General features: G+C 63.2%; 17 protein-coding genes. 9 read left to right on the plus strand and 8 right to left on the minus strand.

What is annotated here, in order from left to right:
- Window positions 1-66: 66 nt before the first annotated feature.
- Entirely contained in the window at window positions 67-1,203 is a 1,137-nt protein-coding gene (locus ACVDHI_RS03945) for an ABC transporter ATP-binding protein (RefSeq protein WP_041212788.1), read from the plus strand.
- Window positions 1,204-1,330: 127 nt separating this feature from the next.
- Here the strand turns inward: ACVDHI_RS03945 and ppk2 are convergent, their stop codons facing one another.
- Window positions 1,331-2,161 (minus strand): polyphosphate kinase 2, encoded by an 831-nt coding sequence (ppk2, locus tag ACVDHI_RS03950; protein WP_010674253.1) that lies wholly within the window; start codon window positions 2,159-2,161, stop codon window positions 1,331-1,333.
- 118 nt (window positions 2,162-2,279) lie between these two features.
- On the opposite strand from ppk2, the gene ACVDHI_RS03955 reads away from it, so the two are divergent.
- Complete coding sequence (locus tag ACVDHI_RS03955; protein ID WP_447211721.1) at window positions 2,280-3,101, plus strand: alpha/beta fold hydrolase; 822 nt, start codon at window positions 2,280-2,282, stop codon at window positions 3,099-3,101.
- A 51-nt stretch (window positions 3,102-3,152) separates the two neighbouring features.
- Here ACVDHI_RS03955 and ACVDHI_RS03960 read toward each other — a convergent pair whose 3' ends face one another.
- The 3 genes from ACVDHI_RS03960 to ACVDHI_RS03970 form a co-directional block, all read right to left on the minus strand.
- Window positions 3,153-3,962 carry a MipA/OmpV family protein gene (locus ACVDHI_RS03960; RefSeq protein WP_232092701.1) on the minus strand — a complete coding sequence of 270 codons (810 nt, stop codon included), beginning with the start codon at window positions 3,960-3,962 and terminating at the stop codon, window positions 3,153-3,155.
- Between the two features lie 173 nt (window positions 3,963-4,135).
- Complete coding sequence (locus tag ACVDHI_RS03965) at window positions 4,136-5,206, minus strand: AI-2E family transporter (protein ID WP_029314318.1); 1,071 nt, start codon at window positions 5,204-5,206, stop codon at window positions 4,136-4,138.
- Window positions 5,207-5,228: 22 nt separating this feature from the next.
- Complete coding sequence (locus ACVDHI_RS03970; RefSeq protein ID WP_103259863.1) at window positions 5,229-5,498, minus strand: sulfurtransferase TusA family protein; 270 nt, start codon at window positions 5,496-5,498, stop codon at window positions 5,229-5,231.
- A gap of 127 nt (window positions 5,499-5,625) precedes the next feature.
- On the opposite strand from ACVDHI_RS03970, the gene bepA reads away from it, so the two are divergent.
- Window positions 5,626-7,080 carry a beta-barrel assembly-enhancing protease gene (bepA, locus tag ACVDHI_RS03975; protein ID WP_223918331.1) on the plus strand — a complete coding sequence of 485 codons (1,455 nt, stop codon included), beginning with the start codon at window positions 5,626-5,628 and terminating at the stop codon, window positions 7,078-7,080.
- A gap of 133 nt (window positions 7,081-7,213) precedes the next feature.
- Here bepA and ACVDHI_RS03980 read toward each other — a convergent pair whose 3' ends face one another.
- Window positions 7,214-7,693, minus strand: a complete 480-nt coding sequence (locus tag ACVDHI_RS03980; protein ID WP_139700978.1) for a TlpA family protein disulfide reductase — start codon at window positions 7,691-7,693, stop codon at window positions 7,214-7,216.
- A 60-nt stretch (window positions 7,694-7,753) separates the two neighbouring features.
- On the opposite strand from ACVDHI_RS03980, the gene arsC reads away from it, so the two are divergent.
- From arsC to ACVDHI_RS03995, 3 genes are all read left to right on the plus strand, one after another.
- Entirely contained in the window at window positions 7,754-8,104 is a 351-nt protein-coding gene (arsC, locus tag ACVDHI_RS03985) for an arsenate reductase (glutaredoxin) (protein WP_010674260.1), read from the plus strand.
- Window positions 8,101-8,475, plus strand: coding sequence for a DUF2069 domain-containing protein (locus ACVDHI_RS03990; RefSeq protein ID WP_113070448.1), 375 nt, complete (start codon window positions 8,101-8,103; stop codon window positions 8,473-8,475). The genes arsC and ACVDHI_RS03990 overlap by 4 nt, the downstream gene beginning before the upstream one ends.
- A 248-nt stretch (window positions 8,476-8,723) precedes the next feature.
- Entirely contained in the window at window positions 8,724-9,794 is a 1,071-nt protein-coding gene (locus ACVDHI_RS03995) for a linear amide C-N hydrolase (RefSeq protein ID WP_104452739.1), read from the plus strand.
- A 38-nt stretch (window positions 9,795-9,832) separates the two neighbouring features.
- On the opposite strand, the gene ACVDHI_RS04000 is transcribed toward ACVDHI_RS03995, so the two are convergent.
- Together ACVDHI_RS04000 and ACVDHI_RS04005 are read right to left on the minus strand one after the other, a co-directional pair.
- Window positions 9,833-10,444: an acyl carrier protein phosphodiesterase gene (locus tag ACVDHI_RS04000; RefSeq protein ID WP_042015939.1), complete on the minus strand. Its 612-nt coding sequence runs from the start codon at window positions 10,442-10,444 to the stop codon at window positions 9,833-9,835.
- Window positions 10,441-10,764 carry a hypothetical protein gene (locus ACVDHI_RS04005; RefSeq protein ID WP_042015941.1) on the minus strand — a complete coding sequence of 108 codons (324 nt, stop codon included), beginning with the start codon at window positions 10,762-10,764 and terminating at the stop codon, window positions 10,441-10,443. Before ACVDHI_RS04005 ends, ACVDHI_RS04000 begins: the two co-directional genes overlap by 4 nt.
- A 65-nt stretch (window positions 10,765-10,829) precedes the next feature.
- Here ACVDHI_RS04005 and ACVDHI_RS04010 point away from each other — a divergent pair, with 65 nt between their 5' ends.
- Window positions 10,830-11,609, plus strand: coding sequence for an ABC transporter substrate-binding protein (locus ACVDHI_RS04010; RefSeq protein WP_447211722.1), 780 nt, complete (start codon window positions 10,830-10,832; stop codon window positions 11,607-11,609).
- A gap of 58 nt (window positions 11,610-11,667) precedes the next feature.
- Window positions 11,668-12,798, plus strand: a complete 1,131-nt coding sequence (gene iadA, locus ACVDHI_RS04015) for a beta-aspartyl-peptidase (RefSeq protein ID WP_447211723.1) — start codon at window positions 11,668-11,670, stop codon at window positions 12,796-12,798.
- An 81-nt stretch (window positions 12,799-12,879) separates the two neighbouring features.
- On the opposite strand, the gene ACVDHI_RS04020 is transcribed toward iadA, so the two are convergent.
- Window positions 12,880-13,782 carry a lysine exporter LysO family protein gene (locus ACVDHI_RS04020; RefSeq protein ID WP_041215456.1) on the minus strand — a complete coding sequence of 301 codons (903 nt, stop codon included), beginning with the start codon at window positions 13,780-13,782 and terminating at the stop codon, window positions 12,880-12,882.
- Window positions 13,783-14,314: 532 nt separating this feature from the next.
- Here ACVDHI_RS04020 and ACVDHI_RS04025 point away from each other — a divergent pair.
- The gene (locus tag ACVDHI_RS04025) at window positions 14,315-15,085 is read left to right on the plus strand and encodes an ABC transporter ATP-binding protein (RefSeq protein WP_010674267.1); all 771 of its coding nucleotides are present in this window, start codon (window positions 14,315-14,317) and stop codon (window positions 15,083-15,085) included.
- Window positions 15,086-15,098 lie beyond the last annotated feature (13 nt).

Here is a 15,098-nt window from a genome sequence, read left to right on the forward strand (position 1 = left end):
TCATGGCCGGGGGAGCTGGCTCCCCCCGTCATCACGATTTGCAAAGATTCAAGAGCGGAGCTCGACATGGCTGAAGTAGTACTCAACAACGTTCGCAAAAATTACGACCCGGCTGTCCACAAGGACACCCTGCGCAGTATCAACCTGGACATCAAGGAAGGGGAGTTCATCGTCTTCGTCGGCCCGTCCGGCTGCGGCAAGTCCACCCTGCTTCGGATGATCGCGGGTCTGGAAGACATCACCAGCGGCGAGCTGACCATCGGCGGGCGCTACATGAACGACGTGCCGCCGGTGGAGCGCAACGTCGGCATGGTGTTCCAGTCCTACGCCCTCTACCCGCACATGAACATCTACGAGAACATGGCTTTTGGCCTCAAGCTCAAGAAGATGGACAAGGAGAACATCCACAAGCGGGTGATGCGCGCCGCCGAGATCCTGGGTCTCGAGCCTTTGCTGGACCGCAAGCCCAAGGCCCTTTCTGGCGGTCAGCGCCAGCGGGTGGCCATCGGCCGCTCCATCGTGCAGCAGCCGCAGGTGTTCCTGTTTGACGAACCGCTGTCGAACCTCGACGCCGCTCTGCGGGTCAAGATGCGCATCGAGATCGCCAAGCTGCACAAGGAGCTCAACTCCACCATCATCTACGTGACCCACGACCAGGTGGAGGCCATGACGCTAGCCAACCGCATCGTGGTGCTGAGCCCGCTCAAGGGCGAGGCGGCCACCAACCTGGAGCAGTTCGGCACCCCCCTCGAGCTCTACCACAACCCGGACAACAAGTTCGTGGCAGGCTTCATCGGCTCCCCCAAGATGAACTTCCTGGCGGGCGAGCTGGTGGAGATCGGGGAGCAGGAGTGCGTGGTCAAGCTCACCTCCGGCGATACCGTGCGTGCCCGGGTGGATGCCCGTCGCGGCGCGGTGGGCGACAAGGTGGAGCTGGGCATTCGCCCCGAGCACCTGGTGCCGCTGGGTCATGCCCATGCCGACAGCCGCGTGAGCGGCGTGGTGCAGGTAGCCGAACACCTGGGGGCAGAATCCTTCGTCTACATGGACGTGGATGGTCATGACTTCACCGTCAAGGCGAGCTCCGACATCGACGTGGCCACCGGCCAGGAGTACAGCATCGGCATCCCGGCCGAAGCCTGCTACCTGTTCGATGCCAAAGAGCAGGCGTTCCCGCGCACGGCCAAATATATCCGCGCCTGAGAGGGCGAGAGTGCCAGGTTTTCCTTTCTATACGTTCAATGCCTTTTGCCGGTCGCAAGACCGGCTTTTTATTGCCCGTCATCCGAAGCCGGGGTTCCGGCCAGCGGGTGCGGCTGGCCGGGGCCCGTCACTGCCCGTGCTTGTCTGACTCGAGGGCGGCGGTGACGTCCGGCACGAAGTGCTGGCTGGTGAGCGGCGGGCGCTCATACCCTTCGGTCTTGATGGGAGGCAGGGTGATGGGCTCGTAGTGGATCGCCTCGTAGGGCACCTTGCCAAGGAGGTGGGAGATGCAGTTGAGGCGGGCGCGGCGCTTGTCGTCGGCGTCCACCACGAACCAGGGGCAATCCTCGGTATCCGTGTAGGTGAACATGTCATCCTTGGCGCGGGAATACTCGACCCAGCGGGAGCGGGATTGCAGATCCATGGGGCTGAACTTCCAGCGCTTGATGGGAGTGTTGATGCGCTCCTTGAAGCGTTTCTCCTGCTCTTCGTCGCTGACCGAGAACCAGTATTTGATGAGGGTGATGCCGGAGCGGATCAACATCCGCTCGAATTCGGGGCAGGCGCGCAGGAATTCGCGATACTCGTCGTCGCTGCAAAAGCCCATCACCCGTTCGACCCCGGCCCGGTTGTACCAGGAGCGGTCAAACAGCACCATCTCGCCCGCCGAGGGCAGGTGCGCCACGTAGCGCTGGAAGTACCACTGGGTGCGCTCCCGATCCGAGGGGGCGGGCAGGGCGGTGACCCGGCAGACCCGGGGGTTGAGGGGCTCGGTGATCGCCTTGATGACGCCCCCCTTGCCCGCGGCGTCGCGCCCCTCGAACAGCACCACCACTTTGAGCCCCTCCTGCTTGACCCACTCCTGCAACTTGACCAGCTCCTCCTGCAAGTGGGCGAGGTGATGTTCGTAGGTCTTCTTGTCCAGACGCGGGCGTTTCTTGCTCTTTTCCTTGGCCATCATCCTCTCCTTGGTGACTCCTCGTTGTGAGTCTCTCCAGCTTGCACCAGGCGGGCACCCCTGCCAAGGGTGGCGTGTTACACTGCCGCCTCATCAGCCGCTGGCAACAGGAGAAAACATGAAGCAGTTTATGGAGATAGCGGGCCGCCGCATGGCCTATCTGGACGAGGGGCAGGGTCCGGCACTGCTCTTTGGCCACAGTTACCTGTGGGACAGTGCCATGTGGGCACCGCAAATCGAGGCCCTCAAGGGGCAGTATCGCTGCATCGTGCCCGAGCTTTGGGGGCACGGGGATTCCGATGTGCTGCCCGAGGGGCCCTGCACCCTGGCGACCCTGGCCCGGGATCACCTGGCGCTGCTCGATGCCCTCGGCATCGACGAGTGCGTGCTGGTGGGGCTCTCCATCAGTGGCATGTGGGGCGTGGAGCTGGCGCGCATGGCGCCTGCTCGCCTCAAGGGCCTGGTGCTGATGGACAGCTTCGTCGGCCTTGAACCCCAGATCACCTGCGAGCGCTATCTCGGCATGCTGGCGATGATCGAACAGGTCGGCGCTGTGCCTGCGCCCATCGCCGATCAGGTGGCGCCGCTCTTCTTTGCCCATCAACCGGACGCGGCCCTGATGGCCGGTTTCAAGGCTCGGCTGGCCCAATGGCCCGCCGACAAGGTGGCGAGCCTGGTGGCGGTGGGGCGCAGCTTCGTGACCCGGGAGGATCGCATCGACTGGCTCGAAGAGATGAGGCTGCCCGCACTGGTGATGACGGGGTGTGAGGACAAGGCTCGCCCTGTGCTGGAGGGGTATCTGATGGCCGAGGTGCTGGGGTGCCCGTTCAAGGAGATCCCGGGGGCTGGTCACATCTCGACCCTGGAGAACCCCGCGTTCATCAACCGGGCGCTCGCCGAATTTCTCGCCGAAGTGGCAGGGTGGCGCTGCGCCGGATAGCCGTAAAAAAGGAGCCATGGGCTCCTTTTTTGTTGCCCAGTCCGGATGGGGCTACCAGATGTAGCCCACCCCGAAGCCTGCATAGAGTTCTCCCTGATGCTGGACGATGGGGCTGTCCGCGATGTCGTCGTCGTAGCGTTCGTAGTTGATGCCAAAGCCGCCAATCCAGTTGGCACTGAAGCGATAGCTGCCGATGAGGGAGACCATGGGGGAGAGGGTGGTGCCCGTGTTCCACGCCGGCCTGTCCGCCCTCGCTTCGTCTTGCGAGACACCGCCGAAGTAGTAGTTGGCGAGGTTGTGGCTGCGCAGCATGACGCCGGCTCCCGGCATCAGCAGCAGGGGGCCGCGGATGATGGGGAAGTTGGCCCACAGCATCAGCTCCTGGCCGTTGCTGGTGCCGGTCACATCCGTGGTGGCCCGCACGCTCCAGAGGGCGTAGGGAGTGATGAGATCGGCCCCAACGCCGGCCTCGAACTGCCCCTTGCGCTTCTCCATGCCATGGAGGAAGGGATCGTCGTCCGGGTCCAGATTGCCAAAGCGCATCCGGCCGAAGGCATAGGTCGAGAGGTTGCCATCCCGGCTCAGGTAGTAGCGGGCCCGATCCCCCAGATACATCAGGTTGTCACCAAAATAGAGGGCCCCCGGGATGGGCATCAGGGTGTCGTCCTGGTGCTGGTAACGGGCCTGACCGCCGATGACGGCCCCGCCCAGCACCAGCCCCTTGGGAATGGGGCTGTCAGGGCTGTCGCTGGAGAAGGCGCTGAGGGCCCCGATGTCGAGGTCTGCCCGGACGGGAGAACAGAACAGCAGTGCCAGAAAGGCACCCAGAGAGGCATGGCGCAGGGCAGGGAGTGGGGGCATGACAGATCCTTGTCGGTGGGTGGGCGTGGGAACGAATCAGACCGGCGTAGCAAGTCAGACGGATGTCGGTTTTCAATTAAACCCGACAAGGCAAGCATGAGCCAGCGTCACGGAGGTGCTGCTGGTGGCCGGTATCTGGAAGGGGCGAGACCCGGCCTCGCCCCTTGCCAGGGTCAGGGGGCGGGGCGAGGGAGATCTTCCCGCTTGGGCCAGGCGTTGAGCACCGCTTTGACCAGGGTAGCGAGGGGAATGGCGAAGAAGACGCCCCAAAAGCCCCACAGACCGCCAAACACCAGCACGGCGATGATGATGGCCACCGGGTGCAGGTTGACCGCCTCGGAGAAGAGCAGGGGGACCAGCAGGTTGCCGTCGAGGGCCTGGATCACGAAATAGGCCACCATCAGCCAGGCGAAGTCGGGGGTCAGCCCCCACTGGAACAGGGCCACCATGGCCACCGGCACGGTCACCGCGGCGGCGCCGATATAGGGGATGAGCACGGAGAAGCCCACCGCGACCGCCAGCAGGGCAGAGTAGCGCAATCCCATCAGGGCGAAGGGCACATAGGTGGCGATGCCGACGATGACGATCTCGATCACCTTGCCGCGGATGTAGTTGATGATCTGGTCGTTCATCTCCACCCAGACCCGGTTCACCAGGGTGCGGTTGCGGGGCAGGAAGCGGCGCAGGCCGCCCATCAGCACCTGTTTGTCCTTGAGCATGAAGAAGACCATCAGGGGCACCAGGATGGCGTAGATAAGGATGGCCACCACGTTGATGAGGGAGCTCAAAGAGGCGCTTACCAGTTGTTCGCCGCCGGTCAGGATGCGCTGGCGAATGTTGTCGATGATGGTCTCCACCAGGCTGACGTCGATGATCTCGGGGTATTTTTCCGGCAGGGTGCGCACATAGTCCTGGGCATGGGCCAGCATGGCGGGGGCCTCCTTGGCCAGGTTGACCCCCTGGCTCACCAGCGTCGGGATGAGGCCCAGCAGCATCAGGGTCGTTACCGTGATGAACAACAGCAGAACCAAGCTGGTGGCGACGGTGCGAGAAAGACCGCCCCGTTGCAGGCGACTCACCGGCCACTCCAGCAGATAGGCCATCACCAGGGCCACCAGCAGCGGTGCCAGCAGATCCCCAAACAGCCAGAGCACGGCAAAGCAGAAGACCAGCAGCAGGAAGAGGGTGACGGCATCGGGGTCGGAAAAACGGGTCTGATACCAGCGCTTCAATACATCTAACATCGAGGCTTCCTTGAATGGCGGCTCACGGGGTGGGTGGCATGGGCTCGGGGGTGAGCAGGGCGTCCCGGGGGGGACGGGCAACGACGAGCAGCAGGGAGAGGCGGGCAGCTGACTCTTCCCGGGTCTGGACATGGTGACCCTGACGGCGCAGATAGGCGGGAATGTCCTGCCGGGAGCCTGCATCCCCGAGCTGGATGCACACGGATTGACCGGGCCGGGCCTGGCGCAACCAGAGCTTGAGCCGGATGAGGGGCTCGGGACAACGCCAGGGGGTCAGGTCGAGCTGTTCCATGAGAACTCCATCGCGTGCGTGGCGGTCATTATGGCCGTGATGAGAGGATGAAACAACGCTTGTGGGCCTTGAATGGCAAGGGTATTCTGCCGATGCCCGCTGGGGTCTGATTGGAGATAGAGATAACGTGGCACGTTTTTCCCCCCTGATAGCATCGCTTCCCCTGTTGGTCACCCTGATGGGGGCGACCTTCCACGCCCAGGGGAGCAACCAGTTGCCCGACATCGGTACCGCCGGGGTCGCCGCACTGCCCATCGAGCAGGAGGTGCGCTACGGCAACGCCTTCATGCGTTTTGCCCGGGCGGGCCTGCCCATCATCGATGACCCCGTGCTCAACGAATACATCGACGATCTGGGCCAGCGGCTGCTGACCAATGCCGACGGGGTGCGCTTCCCGTTCACCTTCTTCCTCATCAATGATCCCAGCATCAACGCGGCGGCCTTCCTCGGTGGCCGGGTCAAGGTGCACACCGGCCTCTTCCTCTACGCCGAGAGCGAGAGCGAGCTGGCCTCGGTACTGGCCCACGAAATCACCCACGTGACCCAGCGTCACATCGCCCGTTATATGGAGGCACAGGCGAGCAGCTCCGCCATGACCCTGGCCGGCCTGGTGGGCTCCATTGCACTCGCGGTGATCAACCCCACCGCCGGCATCGCGGCCTTGCAGACCACGCTTGGTTTGTCGATGCAGTCGGCCATCAACTACACCCGGGACAACGAATACGAGGCGGATCGCATCGGCATGAAGACGCTGTATGACGCCGGGTTCGATCCCATGGGCATGGCCAACTTCTTCCAGAAGCTGGCGGCGGAGTACCGCTATGCCAGCAAGCCGCCGGAGATGCTGCTGACTCACCCCCTGCCGGAGACCCGGATCAGCGAAGCCCGTGCCCGGGCCGGGAGCTATGGCGCGCGCGCCCTGCCGCCGAGCCTGGACTTCTGGCTGGCCAAGGTACGCATCCAGGTGCGCTATGGCACCGAGACGCCCCAGGCGCTGCTCACCTACTTCGACAGCCGCCTGCAGAAGGGAGATTACCCCCTCAAGGATGCCGCCATCTATGGCAAGGCGCTGGCCCTGTTGCAGCTCAAGCGCACCGACGAGGCCGATACCCTGATGCAGGAGCTGGCGACCCGTCACCCGGAGGATCTCTTCGTGGTGGATGCCCTGACCGACATCGATCTCGCCAAGGGGCGCAGCGCCCAGGCCATCGCCAGACTGGAGCGCTTCCGCACCCGGATGCCGGACAACGAGGTGGTGGTGGTGAACCTCGGCAACGCCTATCTGGAGGGGGGCAACTACAAGAAGTCCATCGCCATACTGGACCCTTATGCCCGGGAGCACGACGAGAACAGCCTGGCCTGGAGCCTGCTGTCGGACGCCTACCGCAAGGCGGGCAGAATGACGGACCTGCACATGGCACGGGCGGAGACCCTTTCCCTGCGCGGGGACTACCAGGCGGCCATCGACGAACTGATCGTGGCCCGGGGCACCACCAGCGACAAGCTGACCCTGGCCCGCATCGAGGCGCGCATCACCCAGCTGGAGCGGGCCAAGAAGGATCTGGACAGCCTCAAGGGCTGAGTCCGGAGCGGGTTGATGGCAGGCGGGGTGCTCCTTTGGGGGCACCCCGCCTTGTTTTGCAGGCTAAAATAGGGCCTTTCATCGGTTTCAACGCATCTTGATGATGAAGAAATGAATGTGATGGATGGCTCTGCTATGGGGCGCTCACCAGGCGGTGTTTTATCTCGCCTATCTTCTGCTCGTCCAGCTCCCCCACCAGGGTCTCCAGCAGCGTTCCCCTGGCATCAAGCAGATAGCTGGTGGGCAGCGCCCCGGGCCTTGGGAACGGGAGGCGGGCGTCGTCATCCGGGATCATCAGGGGAACCCTGATGGCGTGGCGCCTTGCCAGCTCGGTCAGTTCGGCGGGGGAGGCGGGGTCATAGTTGATGGCGATCACCCGGATCTGACCTTCCTGGTGCAATGTTGCCAGCAGGGGCATCTCCCGCAGGCAGGGGGCGCACCAGGGGGCGAAGTAGTTGACCAGCAGCGGCTTGCCACCGAGATCCGCGAGGCTGACCTTCTTTCCCGCGCCGTCGGTGAAGTCGGGTGCCGGGCTGCAGGCCCCCAGCAGGGTTGCCACAATCAGCCAACAGATCCGTTTCATTTCCATAGCCTTCCCGCTTACCCTGACCATCCGTTTCCCCTACAATAGCGCCATTTCTTGTCCCATCTTGCGATTAATCAGGGAGTTATCATGAGCGAGACCCAAATCTACCACAATCCGCGCTGCTCCAAGAGCCGTGAAACCCTGGCCTTGCTGGAACAGCACGGGGTCGCCCCCGAGGTGGTGCTCTATCTGGAGCAGGCCCCGAGTGAGGCACAGATCCGCACCCTCCTGAGTCAGCTTGGCTTCACGGATCCCCGACAGCTGATGCGTACCAAGGAAGATCTCTACAAGGAGCTGGGGCTCGGCGAGGTGAGCGGCGATGACCTCATTCGTGCCATGCACCAGCACCCCAAGCTCATCGAGCGCCCCATCGTCATCAAGAACGGGCAGGCCCGCATCGGTCGTCCGCCCGAGCAGGTGCTGGAGATCCTCAAGTGAGCACCCGCTTCGCTCGCCTGCTGACCCTGGCCGGTTTTTTCGGCCTGCTGGCCTGGGTGCTGCTCTGGCACCTCTGGCTCTCGCCCCACCCCGACCTCAATCCCTGGCTGTTGCCGGTGATCTGGACGGTGCCGCTGCTCTTCCCCCTCAAGGGCATAGTGCAGGGCAATCCCTACACCCACGCCTGGGGCAATTTCGTGCTGATGCCCTACTTCCTGCACGCTCTGACCCTGATCACCACGGATGAGGGGGAGCGGTGGCTGGCGGTGGTGGAGCTGGTGCTCACCACCCTGGCGTTTGTGGGCACCATCTATTACGCCCGCCTGCGCGGCCGCGAGCTGGGGCTGAGTATCCGCAAGAAGAAAGATTGAGCGCCTCCCTGTCCGCCTGCTGGCGGGCAGGGAATGTGTCTGAAACCGACGCAAGCCAGCGAATGGCATCTGGCGGTATCGCCCCGAAGTGGCTTGCTTATCTCTTTGATTAATTTATGAATATTGATCGCTGATTGGCAGGGAAGCGCCTCTGTTGACAGATCTGCCACCTGGCTTGCCAGCCTCAGTCAGCCCCTGTTATGCAAAAAGGGGTATGCTTGTGTTTTCACCAGTCTCGAGTGATCCATATGACAATCCTGCGTTCCCCCCTGTTGCACAAGACCCTGCTGGCCCTGACCGTCTCCCTCTCCGTCAGCTCCCTCGCCGATGCCTGTACCCGCGCCGTCTATCAGGGGGAGGGAGCGCTGGTGGTGACCGGTCGTACCATGGACTGGCGCAGCGCCATGCCGACCAATCTCTGGGCGCTGCCCCGTGGCATCGCGCGGGAAGGGGAGGCTGGTGCGCACTCCATGACGTGGACGTCGCGCTACGGCTCCGTGGTGGCGGCAGGCTTCGATGCAGGCACTGCCGACGGCATGAACGAGAAGGGGCTGGTGGCCAACCTGCTCTATCTGACCGAGTCCGAGTATGTGACCCCGAGCGACAAGGATCCGCGCAAGACTCTCTCCATCTCGCTCTGGGCCCAGTACGCGCTGGACAACTTCGCCACCGTGGCCGAGGCGGTCGAGGCCCTGTCGAAGGACGAGTTCTATGTGGTGACCACCCTGACCCCGGATGGCAAGCCGGGCCAGCTGCACCTCTCCCTCTCCGATGCGAGCGGCGATTCCGCCATCTTCCAGTACGTGGGGGGCAAGCTGCAGATCTACCACGACCGTAGCTATCAGGTGATGACCAACTCGCCGACCTTTGACAAGCAACTGGCCCTCAACGACTACTGGGAGGAGATTGGCGGTCTCACCATGCTGCCCGGCACCAACCGCTCGGCGGACCGTTTTGCCCGCGCCTCCTTCTACATCAAGACCCTGCCAAAGACCGACCAGGCCAACGAGGCGGTGGCCGGGGTGATGAGCGTGATGCGCAACGTCTCGGTACCCATGGGGATCAGCACACCGGATCAGCCCAACATCTCCACCACCCTGTGGCGCAGCGTGGCGGATCAGCAGCATCGCCGCTATTTCTTCGAGCTGACCCATCTGCCCAACACCTTCTGGGTGAGCATGGACAAGCTGGATCTCGCCGCGGGGGCCCCGGTGCGCAAGTTGCCCCTGACCGAGCAGCAGCTCTATGCGGGGGAGACGGCGGAGAAATTCGTCCCGGCCAAGGCGTTTCGCTTCCTGCCGGCCAGCCCCAAGGCCTGAGCGTTCCCCCGATGACAACGCCCCGCTCGGGGCGTTTTTTATGGCGGGGATGAGGTGGCAGTGCGGTGGGCGGCGATCTGCGCCTCGCAAAAGCGCATCAGCTCCGGGTAGAAGTGCAGGAAGGCGTGCTCGGCCTCGGTCCAGCGAGCCTGATCCAGGGCGTGGAGCGCCTCCCCGAGCGGCACGGGGCGGCGCAGCCGACGACCGATGCCGTTGAGGGCCGCCCCCACCCCTTCCCGGTACTGGTAGGAGGCCAGCCAGTCCTGCTCGGCCATGCGCCGCAGGGCCATCGGCAGGCCCTGTGGCAGGCTGTGATGATCCAGGAGAAGTTGACCATAGCTCTGCGCCAGAAAGTGGGGCAGGGGGGCTGCGCTGAACCTCTGCCAGTGCTGGCTGAGCCAGTGATCGTAGAGCATGTCCACCACAATGCCGCCGAAGCGGCGCCAGGGGGGGGCGAAGCTCGCCACGGCGGCCCGATGGGCCGGGTGGGCATCGGTGAAGGCGTCTATCTTGCGGTGCAGCCAGATCCCCTCGTCGAAGTGGTCAGCCAGACCCGTCGGCAGCGGGCCCTTGATGAAGTCCCCCAGCAGGTTGCCGGTGAGGGAGCTGCCGGTATGGGCCGCCAGATGGAGGTGGGCGAGAAAATTCATGGGATGGGGCTCGCGTGCCTGGGCGTGAACGGGTGATCCGAGCCTAACGAATCGTGGCCGGATTGACCATGGGCAGGATGTTTCATCCCCAAGTCCCCTTGCCGGGCAAATTTGAGGCGTGGTAAGGTGCTTGCCATCTTTGTCACAGGACGCGACAAATCACCATGATGCGCAAAGCCAGAGGCTTTTTTCTGGCCTTCTATTTCAAGCCTTTCTATCTCTCCGAGTGGTTCGACGAATAGGTCGAGGCCCCGGAGCAGTTCATTGACGCCCATGGCGGCGTAATCCCGCTCATCTGCAATTTGCCGTTTGTTGGCCATCGCTTGCCTCTGCCTGCGATGCCTTGACCGCGCCTGTGCGCTTTTTATGTAATGGAGTACTCACGATGAAGACCACACTGACCCTGTCAGCCCTTGTTGCTGCCTGTCTGCTCGCCACCCCCGTCACCGCCAAGGAGTGGAAGACGGTACGCTTTGGGGTGGAGGGGGCCTATCCACCCTTCTCATGGACCGATGCGTCCGGAGAGATCAAGGGATTTGACATCGATCTTGCCAACGCCCTGTGCCAGCAGATGGCCGTCAGGTGCGAACTGGTGGCCCAGGATTGGGACGGCATGATCCCGGCCCTGCTGTCGCGCAAGTACGACGCCATCATCGCTGCCATGTCGATCACCGACGAGCGGCGCAAGAAGGTCGACTTCACCGAGAAATATGCTCACATTCCCAACCGCTTCGTGGCGGCCAGGGGCACCGAACTGACGCTGACGCCGGAAGGGATGGCGGGCAAGCGCATCGGCGTGCAGCGGGCCACCACCCACGACAAGTACCTGACCGACAACTTCGGCTCCAGCGTCACCATAGTGCGTTACGGCAGTGCCGATGAAGCCTACCTCGACCTGAAGGCGGGACGGGTGCTGGCCCTGCTGGCCGACGCCTCGGCCATCGAACAGGGGTTGCTTGGCAAGGAAGGGGGCGACAAGTACGACTATGTGGGGCCGGCCCTGACCGACCGTCAATGGTTTGGCGACGGCATGGGGATCGCGGTGCGCAAGGGGGATCCGGATCTCAGGGCCAGGCTGAACGACGCCATCAAGGCCCTGCGCGCCAGCGGCAAGTATCAGGAGATCAACCGGAAGTACTTCAAGTACGATATCTATGGCGGTTGATGGGTAACAGTCGGAGGGAGCCTGCTCCCTCCTTTTTCATGCAGCAAGGAGAGACCCCATGTTGACCCTGATCGAGGGTGCGCAGATCCATAGTCCGGCCCCGCTCGGCCAGCAGGATCTGCTGGTGACGGATGGCCGCATCGCCTGGATGGGCAAGGGGCTGACGGTTCCGGCCGACTGGCCACTGACGCGGGTGGACGCTGGCGGCCGCTATCTGGTGCCCGGACTGGTAGACCCGCTCGCCCATATCACGGGAGGGGGAGGCGAGGGAGGCTTCGGCTTTCGCACGCCGGAGCTCTCGGCAAGGGAAGCTCTGGCGGCGGGGGTTACCACGCTCGTGGCGGCGCTCGGCACCGACAGCCTGACCCGCAGCCCGGCCCAGGTGCTGGGGAAGGTGCGCGAGTTTCGCGCCGCCGGGGTGAGCGCCTTCATGTACACCGGCTCCTACCACCTGCCGGTCAAGACCCTCACCGGCACGGTGGAGTCGGACATCATGCTGATCCCCGAGGTGCTGGGGGTGGGGGAGGTGGCCATCAGCGATCACAGGTCCAGCGCCCCCACCCACGACGAGCTGGCGCGGCTGGCGAGCGAGGCACGGGTGGCCGGGCTGTTGTCGGGCAAAAGTGGCGTCAGCTTCTTTCACCTGGGGGATGGCCGCGGGGCGCTGGCGCCCCTGCGGGCGTTGCGAGACGGCACCGACATCCCGCAACGCCAGCTCTACCCCACCCACTGCAACCGCAATCCCTGGCTCTTTGCCGAGGCCATCGAGTGGGGTCGGGCAGGCGGCTGGGTCGACCTCACCACGTCGAGCTTCCCGGATCTGCTGGATGACGGGGAGCGGCTCGCGGCCGACGCCCTGGTGGCGTTGCTGGCGGCCGGCGTGCCCGTGGATCGCATCAGCTTCAGCTCGGACGCCAACGCCAGTCTGCCGCGCTTTGACGGCGAGGGGCGGCTCATCGAGCTGCGCTGTGGCCAGATAGGGAGCCTGTGGCAGGAGGTGGTGGCGGCCTGCGGCAAGGGGGTGGCACTGGAGACGGCACTGGCGGTAGTGACGGCCAATCCGGCCAGGGCGCTGGGGCTTGCGAGCAAGGGTACCCTGGGGGTGGGGCAGGATGCGGATCTGCTGCTGATCGATCCTGATACGTTCACCATCGAGCGGGTGATGAGTGGGGGGCGGTGGCGCACCTGAATACCGGCGTCTGTCATCCAGCCCGCTCAGTTCATCAAAAAAAGCCCGGCAGCAGTGCCGGGCTTTGTCGTGCCATGGGGTTCAGATGGCCAGGAACCCCAGGATCAGAATGGGGCCGAGCAGGCTCAGGATAAAGCCGGAGACGATGGCCACCGGCACCACCTGGATGCCGCCGGATTTCTGGATGACAGGCAGGGTGAAGTCCAGCGCCGTGGCGCCGCCGTAGCCGATGGCGGCGCTGGGGTGGCGGCGCATCAGCACCGGGATGATGAGGATGGCGATAAGCTCGCGCCCCAGATCGTTGATGAAGGCGGCGGACCCCAGCACCGGGCCCAGCTTGTCCGCTACCAGGATGCCGGAGAGCGAATACCAGCCAAAACTGGAGCTCATCGCGAGGCCATGGGCAAAGGGCATGCCGAGCAGCTGGGCGGCCAGCAGGCTGCCGAGCCAGCTGCTGAGGATGACGGTGAGCGCGATCTTCATGCCCCAGGGATTGAGCAGGATCTGGCGCAGGCGCATGCCGGAGTTGCGCATCTGGATGCCGATGAGCAAGAGCAGCAGCATCAGGGCCCACTCGCTCAACTTGTCGATGGGCAGGGCGCGCAAGTCCACTACCAGCCCCAGCAAGACGCCCCCCAGCACCACGAAACAGAGCTGGAGGGATTCCCATAACAGGTGCAGCTTGCTCGGCATCTTGCCGTCACTGGCCTCGTGGGTGGGGGGGCTGCGCTTGTCCAGCCACCACAGGGCCAGCAGGTTGCAGAGGGTAATGGCTGCGAGCATCACCCCTGCCACCTTGAAGATCACTGCCAGGTTGCTGCCCAGGTTCTCCACATAGGCCAGCCCCAGACCCATCAGGAACAGGATGAGGTAGACCATCTTGCCCAGGGACTGGTTGACCAGCTTGATCAGACGGGCGGAAGAGAGGGGAACCAGATAGCCGATCACGAGCGGCAGCAGGATCAGCAACACATTGAGCAACATCGGGGCCTCGATCACAAAACGTGGAAAAACGGCACCTTATCACGACTTGTTGCACCTGTGTCACGGATCTGTGCATCAGCATGGCCCATACGGGACTTTTTTATCATATTGTTGTGTTTTTTGATGACAGTCGGCTCTGTACGCAAACGGGGAAAGAGGGCCACATCACCTGAGAAATCAATTTCATCCCCATGAAATGACGAGAGAAGGGGAATCTGCCCGGGTGAATAAAGTCCTTTGGGGTGACATCTGGCGGATATGGTGAAATGTGCTTGCTACCAGTGCGCTGCGGGTATAAAAGAGCGGTAGGGAAGGTGCGACAAAAAATGGATTTTATGCAGACAAAGTGCTGAAAAATACTCAATAGGCCAATTAAAATACAGATAAAACACCAAATACCTCGGTTCTGTATTGTTTTTTCACTACCTCAATGATATTTTCGCTGAAGGTTGCCATCGGTTAACGTTTTGTTAAATGGACGATGGTGGAGTCACGCCGAAGCGGCGTCTAGGGACAGACAAGGTTGTAATGGATGAGCGACGTTGCCGCACTGGAAGTTCGTGATCTGCACAAGTATTTTGGCACCCACGAAGTGCTCAAGGGCATCGATATGACGGCCCACAAGGGGGATGTGATCTCCCTCATCGGCTCCTCGGGTTCGGGGAAGTCGACCTTTCTACGCTGTATCAATCTGCTTGAAACCCCCTCATCGGGCAGCGTCTCCCTCCATGGGGAGCTGATCCGGATGAAAACCAGCCGTTCCGGCGAACGCCTGCCGGAAGACATGCGCCAGGTGGAGCGCATCCGCAGTCGGTTGGCCATGGTGTTTCAAAGCTTCAATCTCTGGTCCCACATGACCATCATGCAGAACATCATCGAAGTGCCCATCCAGGTGCTCAAGGTGCCCCGTGCCGAGGCCATCGCCAAGGCGGAGCACCTGCTCAACCGGGTGGGGCTGTGGGAGCGTCGCGACTATTATCCCGGTCACCTCTCCGGCGGCCAGCAGCAGCGGGCCGCCATCGCCCGGGCGCTGGCGGTGGAGCCCGAGGTGATGCTGTTTGACGAGCCTACCTCGGCCCTCGACCCTGAACTGGTGGGGGAGGTCCTTGGCCTGATGCGCGAGCTGGCGGAAGAGGGGCGTACCATGATGGTGGTGACCCACGAGATGTCCTTTGCCCGCGATGTGTCGAACAAGGTGATGTTCCTGCACCAGGGGCGCGTGGAGGAGGAGGGCAATCCCAAGGAGATCTTTGCCCATCCCAAGTCGGAGCGATTCAAGCAATTCATCTCGTCCATCTATTGATGGACGGGATTCA

The organism is Aeromonas sp. 25-248 (assembly GCF_053005425.1).

Bases quoted from the DNA above. Each gene is read 5' to 3' on its own strand.
- ACVDHI_RS03945 (WP_041212788.1), top strand. From the start codon at position 67: ATGGCTGAAGTAGTACTCAACAACGTTCGCAAAAATTACGACCCGGCT.
- ppk2 (WP_010674253.1), bottom strand. From the start codon at position 2,161: ATGGCCAAGGAAAAGAGCAAGAAACGCCCGCGTCTGGACAAGAAGACC.
- ACVDHI_RS03955 (WP_447211721.1), top strand. From the start codon at position 2,280: ATGAAGCAGTTTATGGAGATAGCGGGCCGCCGCATGGCCTATCTGGAC.
- ACVDHI_RS03960 (WP_232092701.1), bottom strand. From the start codon at position 3,962: ATGCCCCCACTCCCTGCCCTGCGCCATGCCTCTCTGGGTGCCTTTCTG.
- ACVDHI_RS03965 (WP_029314318.1), bottom strand. From the start codon at position 5,206: ATGTTAGATGTATTGAAGCGCTGGTATCAGACCCGTTTTTCCGACCCC.
- ACVDHI_RS03970 (WP_103259863.1), bottom strand. From the start codon at position 5,498: ATGGAACAGCTCGACCTGACCCCCTGGCGTTGTCCCGAGCCCCTCATC.
- ACVDHI_RS03980 (WP_139700978.1), bottom strand. From the start codon at position 7,693: ATGGTCAGGGTAAGCGGGAAGGCTATGGAAATGAAACGGATCTGTTGG.
- arsC (WP_010674260.1), top strand. From the start codon at position 7,754: ATGAGCGAGACCCAAATCTACCACAATCCGCGCTGCTCCAAGAGCCGT.
- ACVDHI_RS03995 (WP_104452739.1), top strand. From the start codon at position 8,724: ATGACAATCCTGCGTTCCCCCCTGTTGCACAAGACCCTGCTGGCCCTG.
- ACVDHI_RS04000 (WP_042015939.1), bottom strand. From the start codon at position 10,444: ATGAATTTTCTCGCCCACCTCCATCTGGCGGCCCATACCGGCAGCTCC.
- ACVDHI_RS04005 (WP_042015941.1), bottom strand. From the start codon at position 10,764: ATGGCCAACAAACGGCAAATTGCAGATGAGCGGGATTACGCCGCCATG.
- ACVDHI_RS04010 (WP_447211722.1), top strand. From the start codon at position 10,830: ATGAAGACCACACTGACCCTGTCAGCCCTTGTTGCTGCCTGTCTGCTC.
- iadA (WP_447211723.1), top strand. From the start codon at position 11,668: ATGTTGACCCTGATCGAGGGTGCGCAGATCCATAGTCCGGCCCCGCTC.
- ACVDHI_RS04020 (WP_041215456.1), bottom strand. From the start codon at position 13,782: ATGTTGCTCAATGTGTTGCTGATCCTGCTGCCGCTCGTGATCGGCTAT.
- ACVDHI_RS04025 (WP_010674267.1), top strand. From the start codon at position 14,315: ATGAGCGACGTTGCCGCACTGGAAGTTCGTGATCTGCACAAGTATTTT.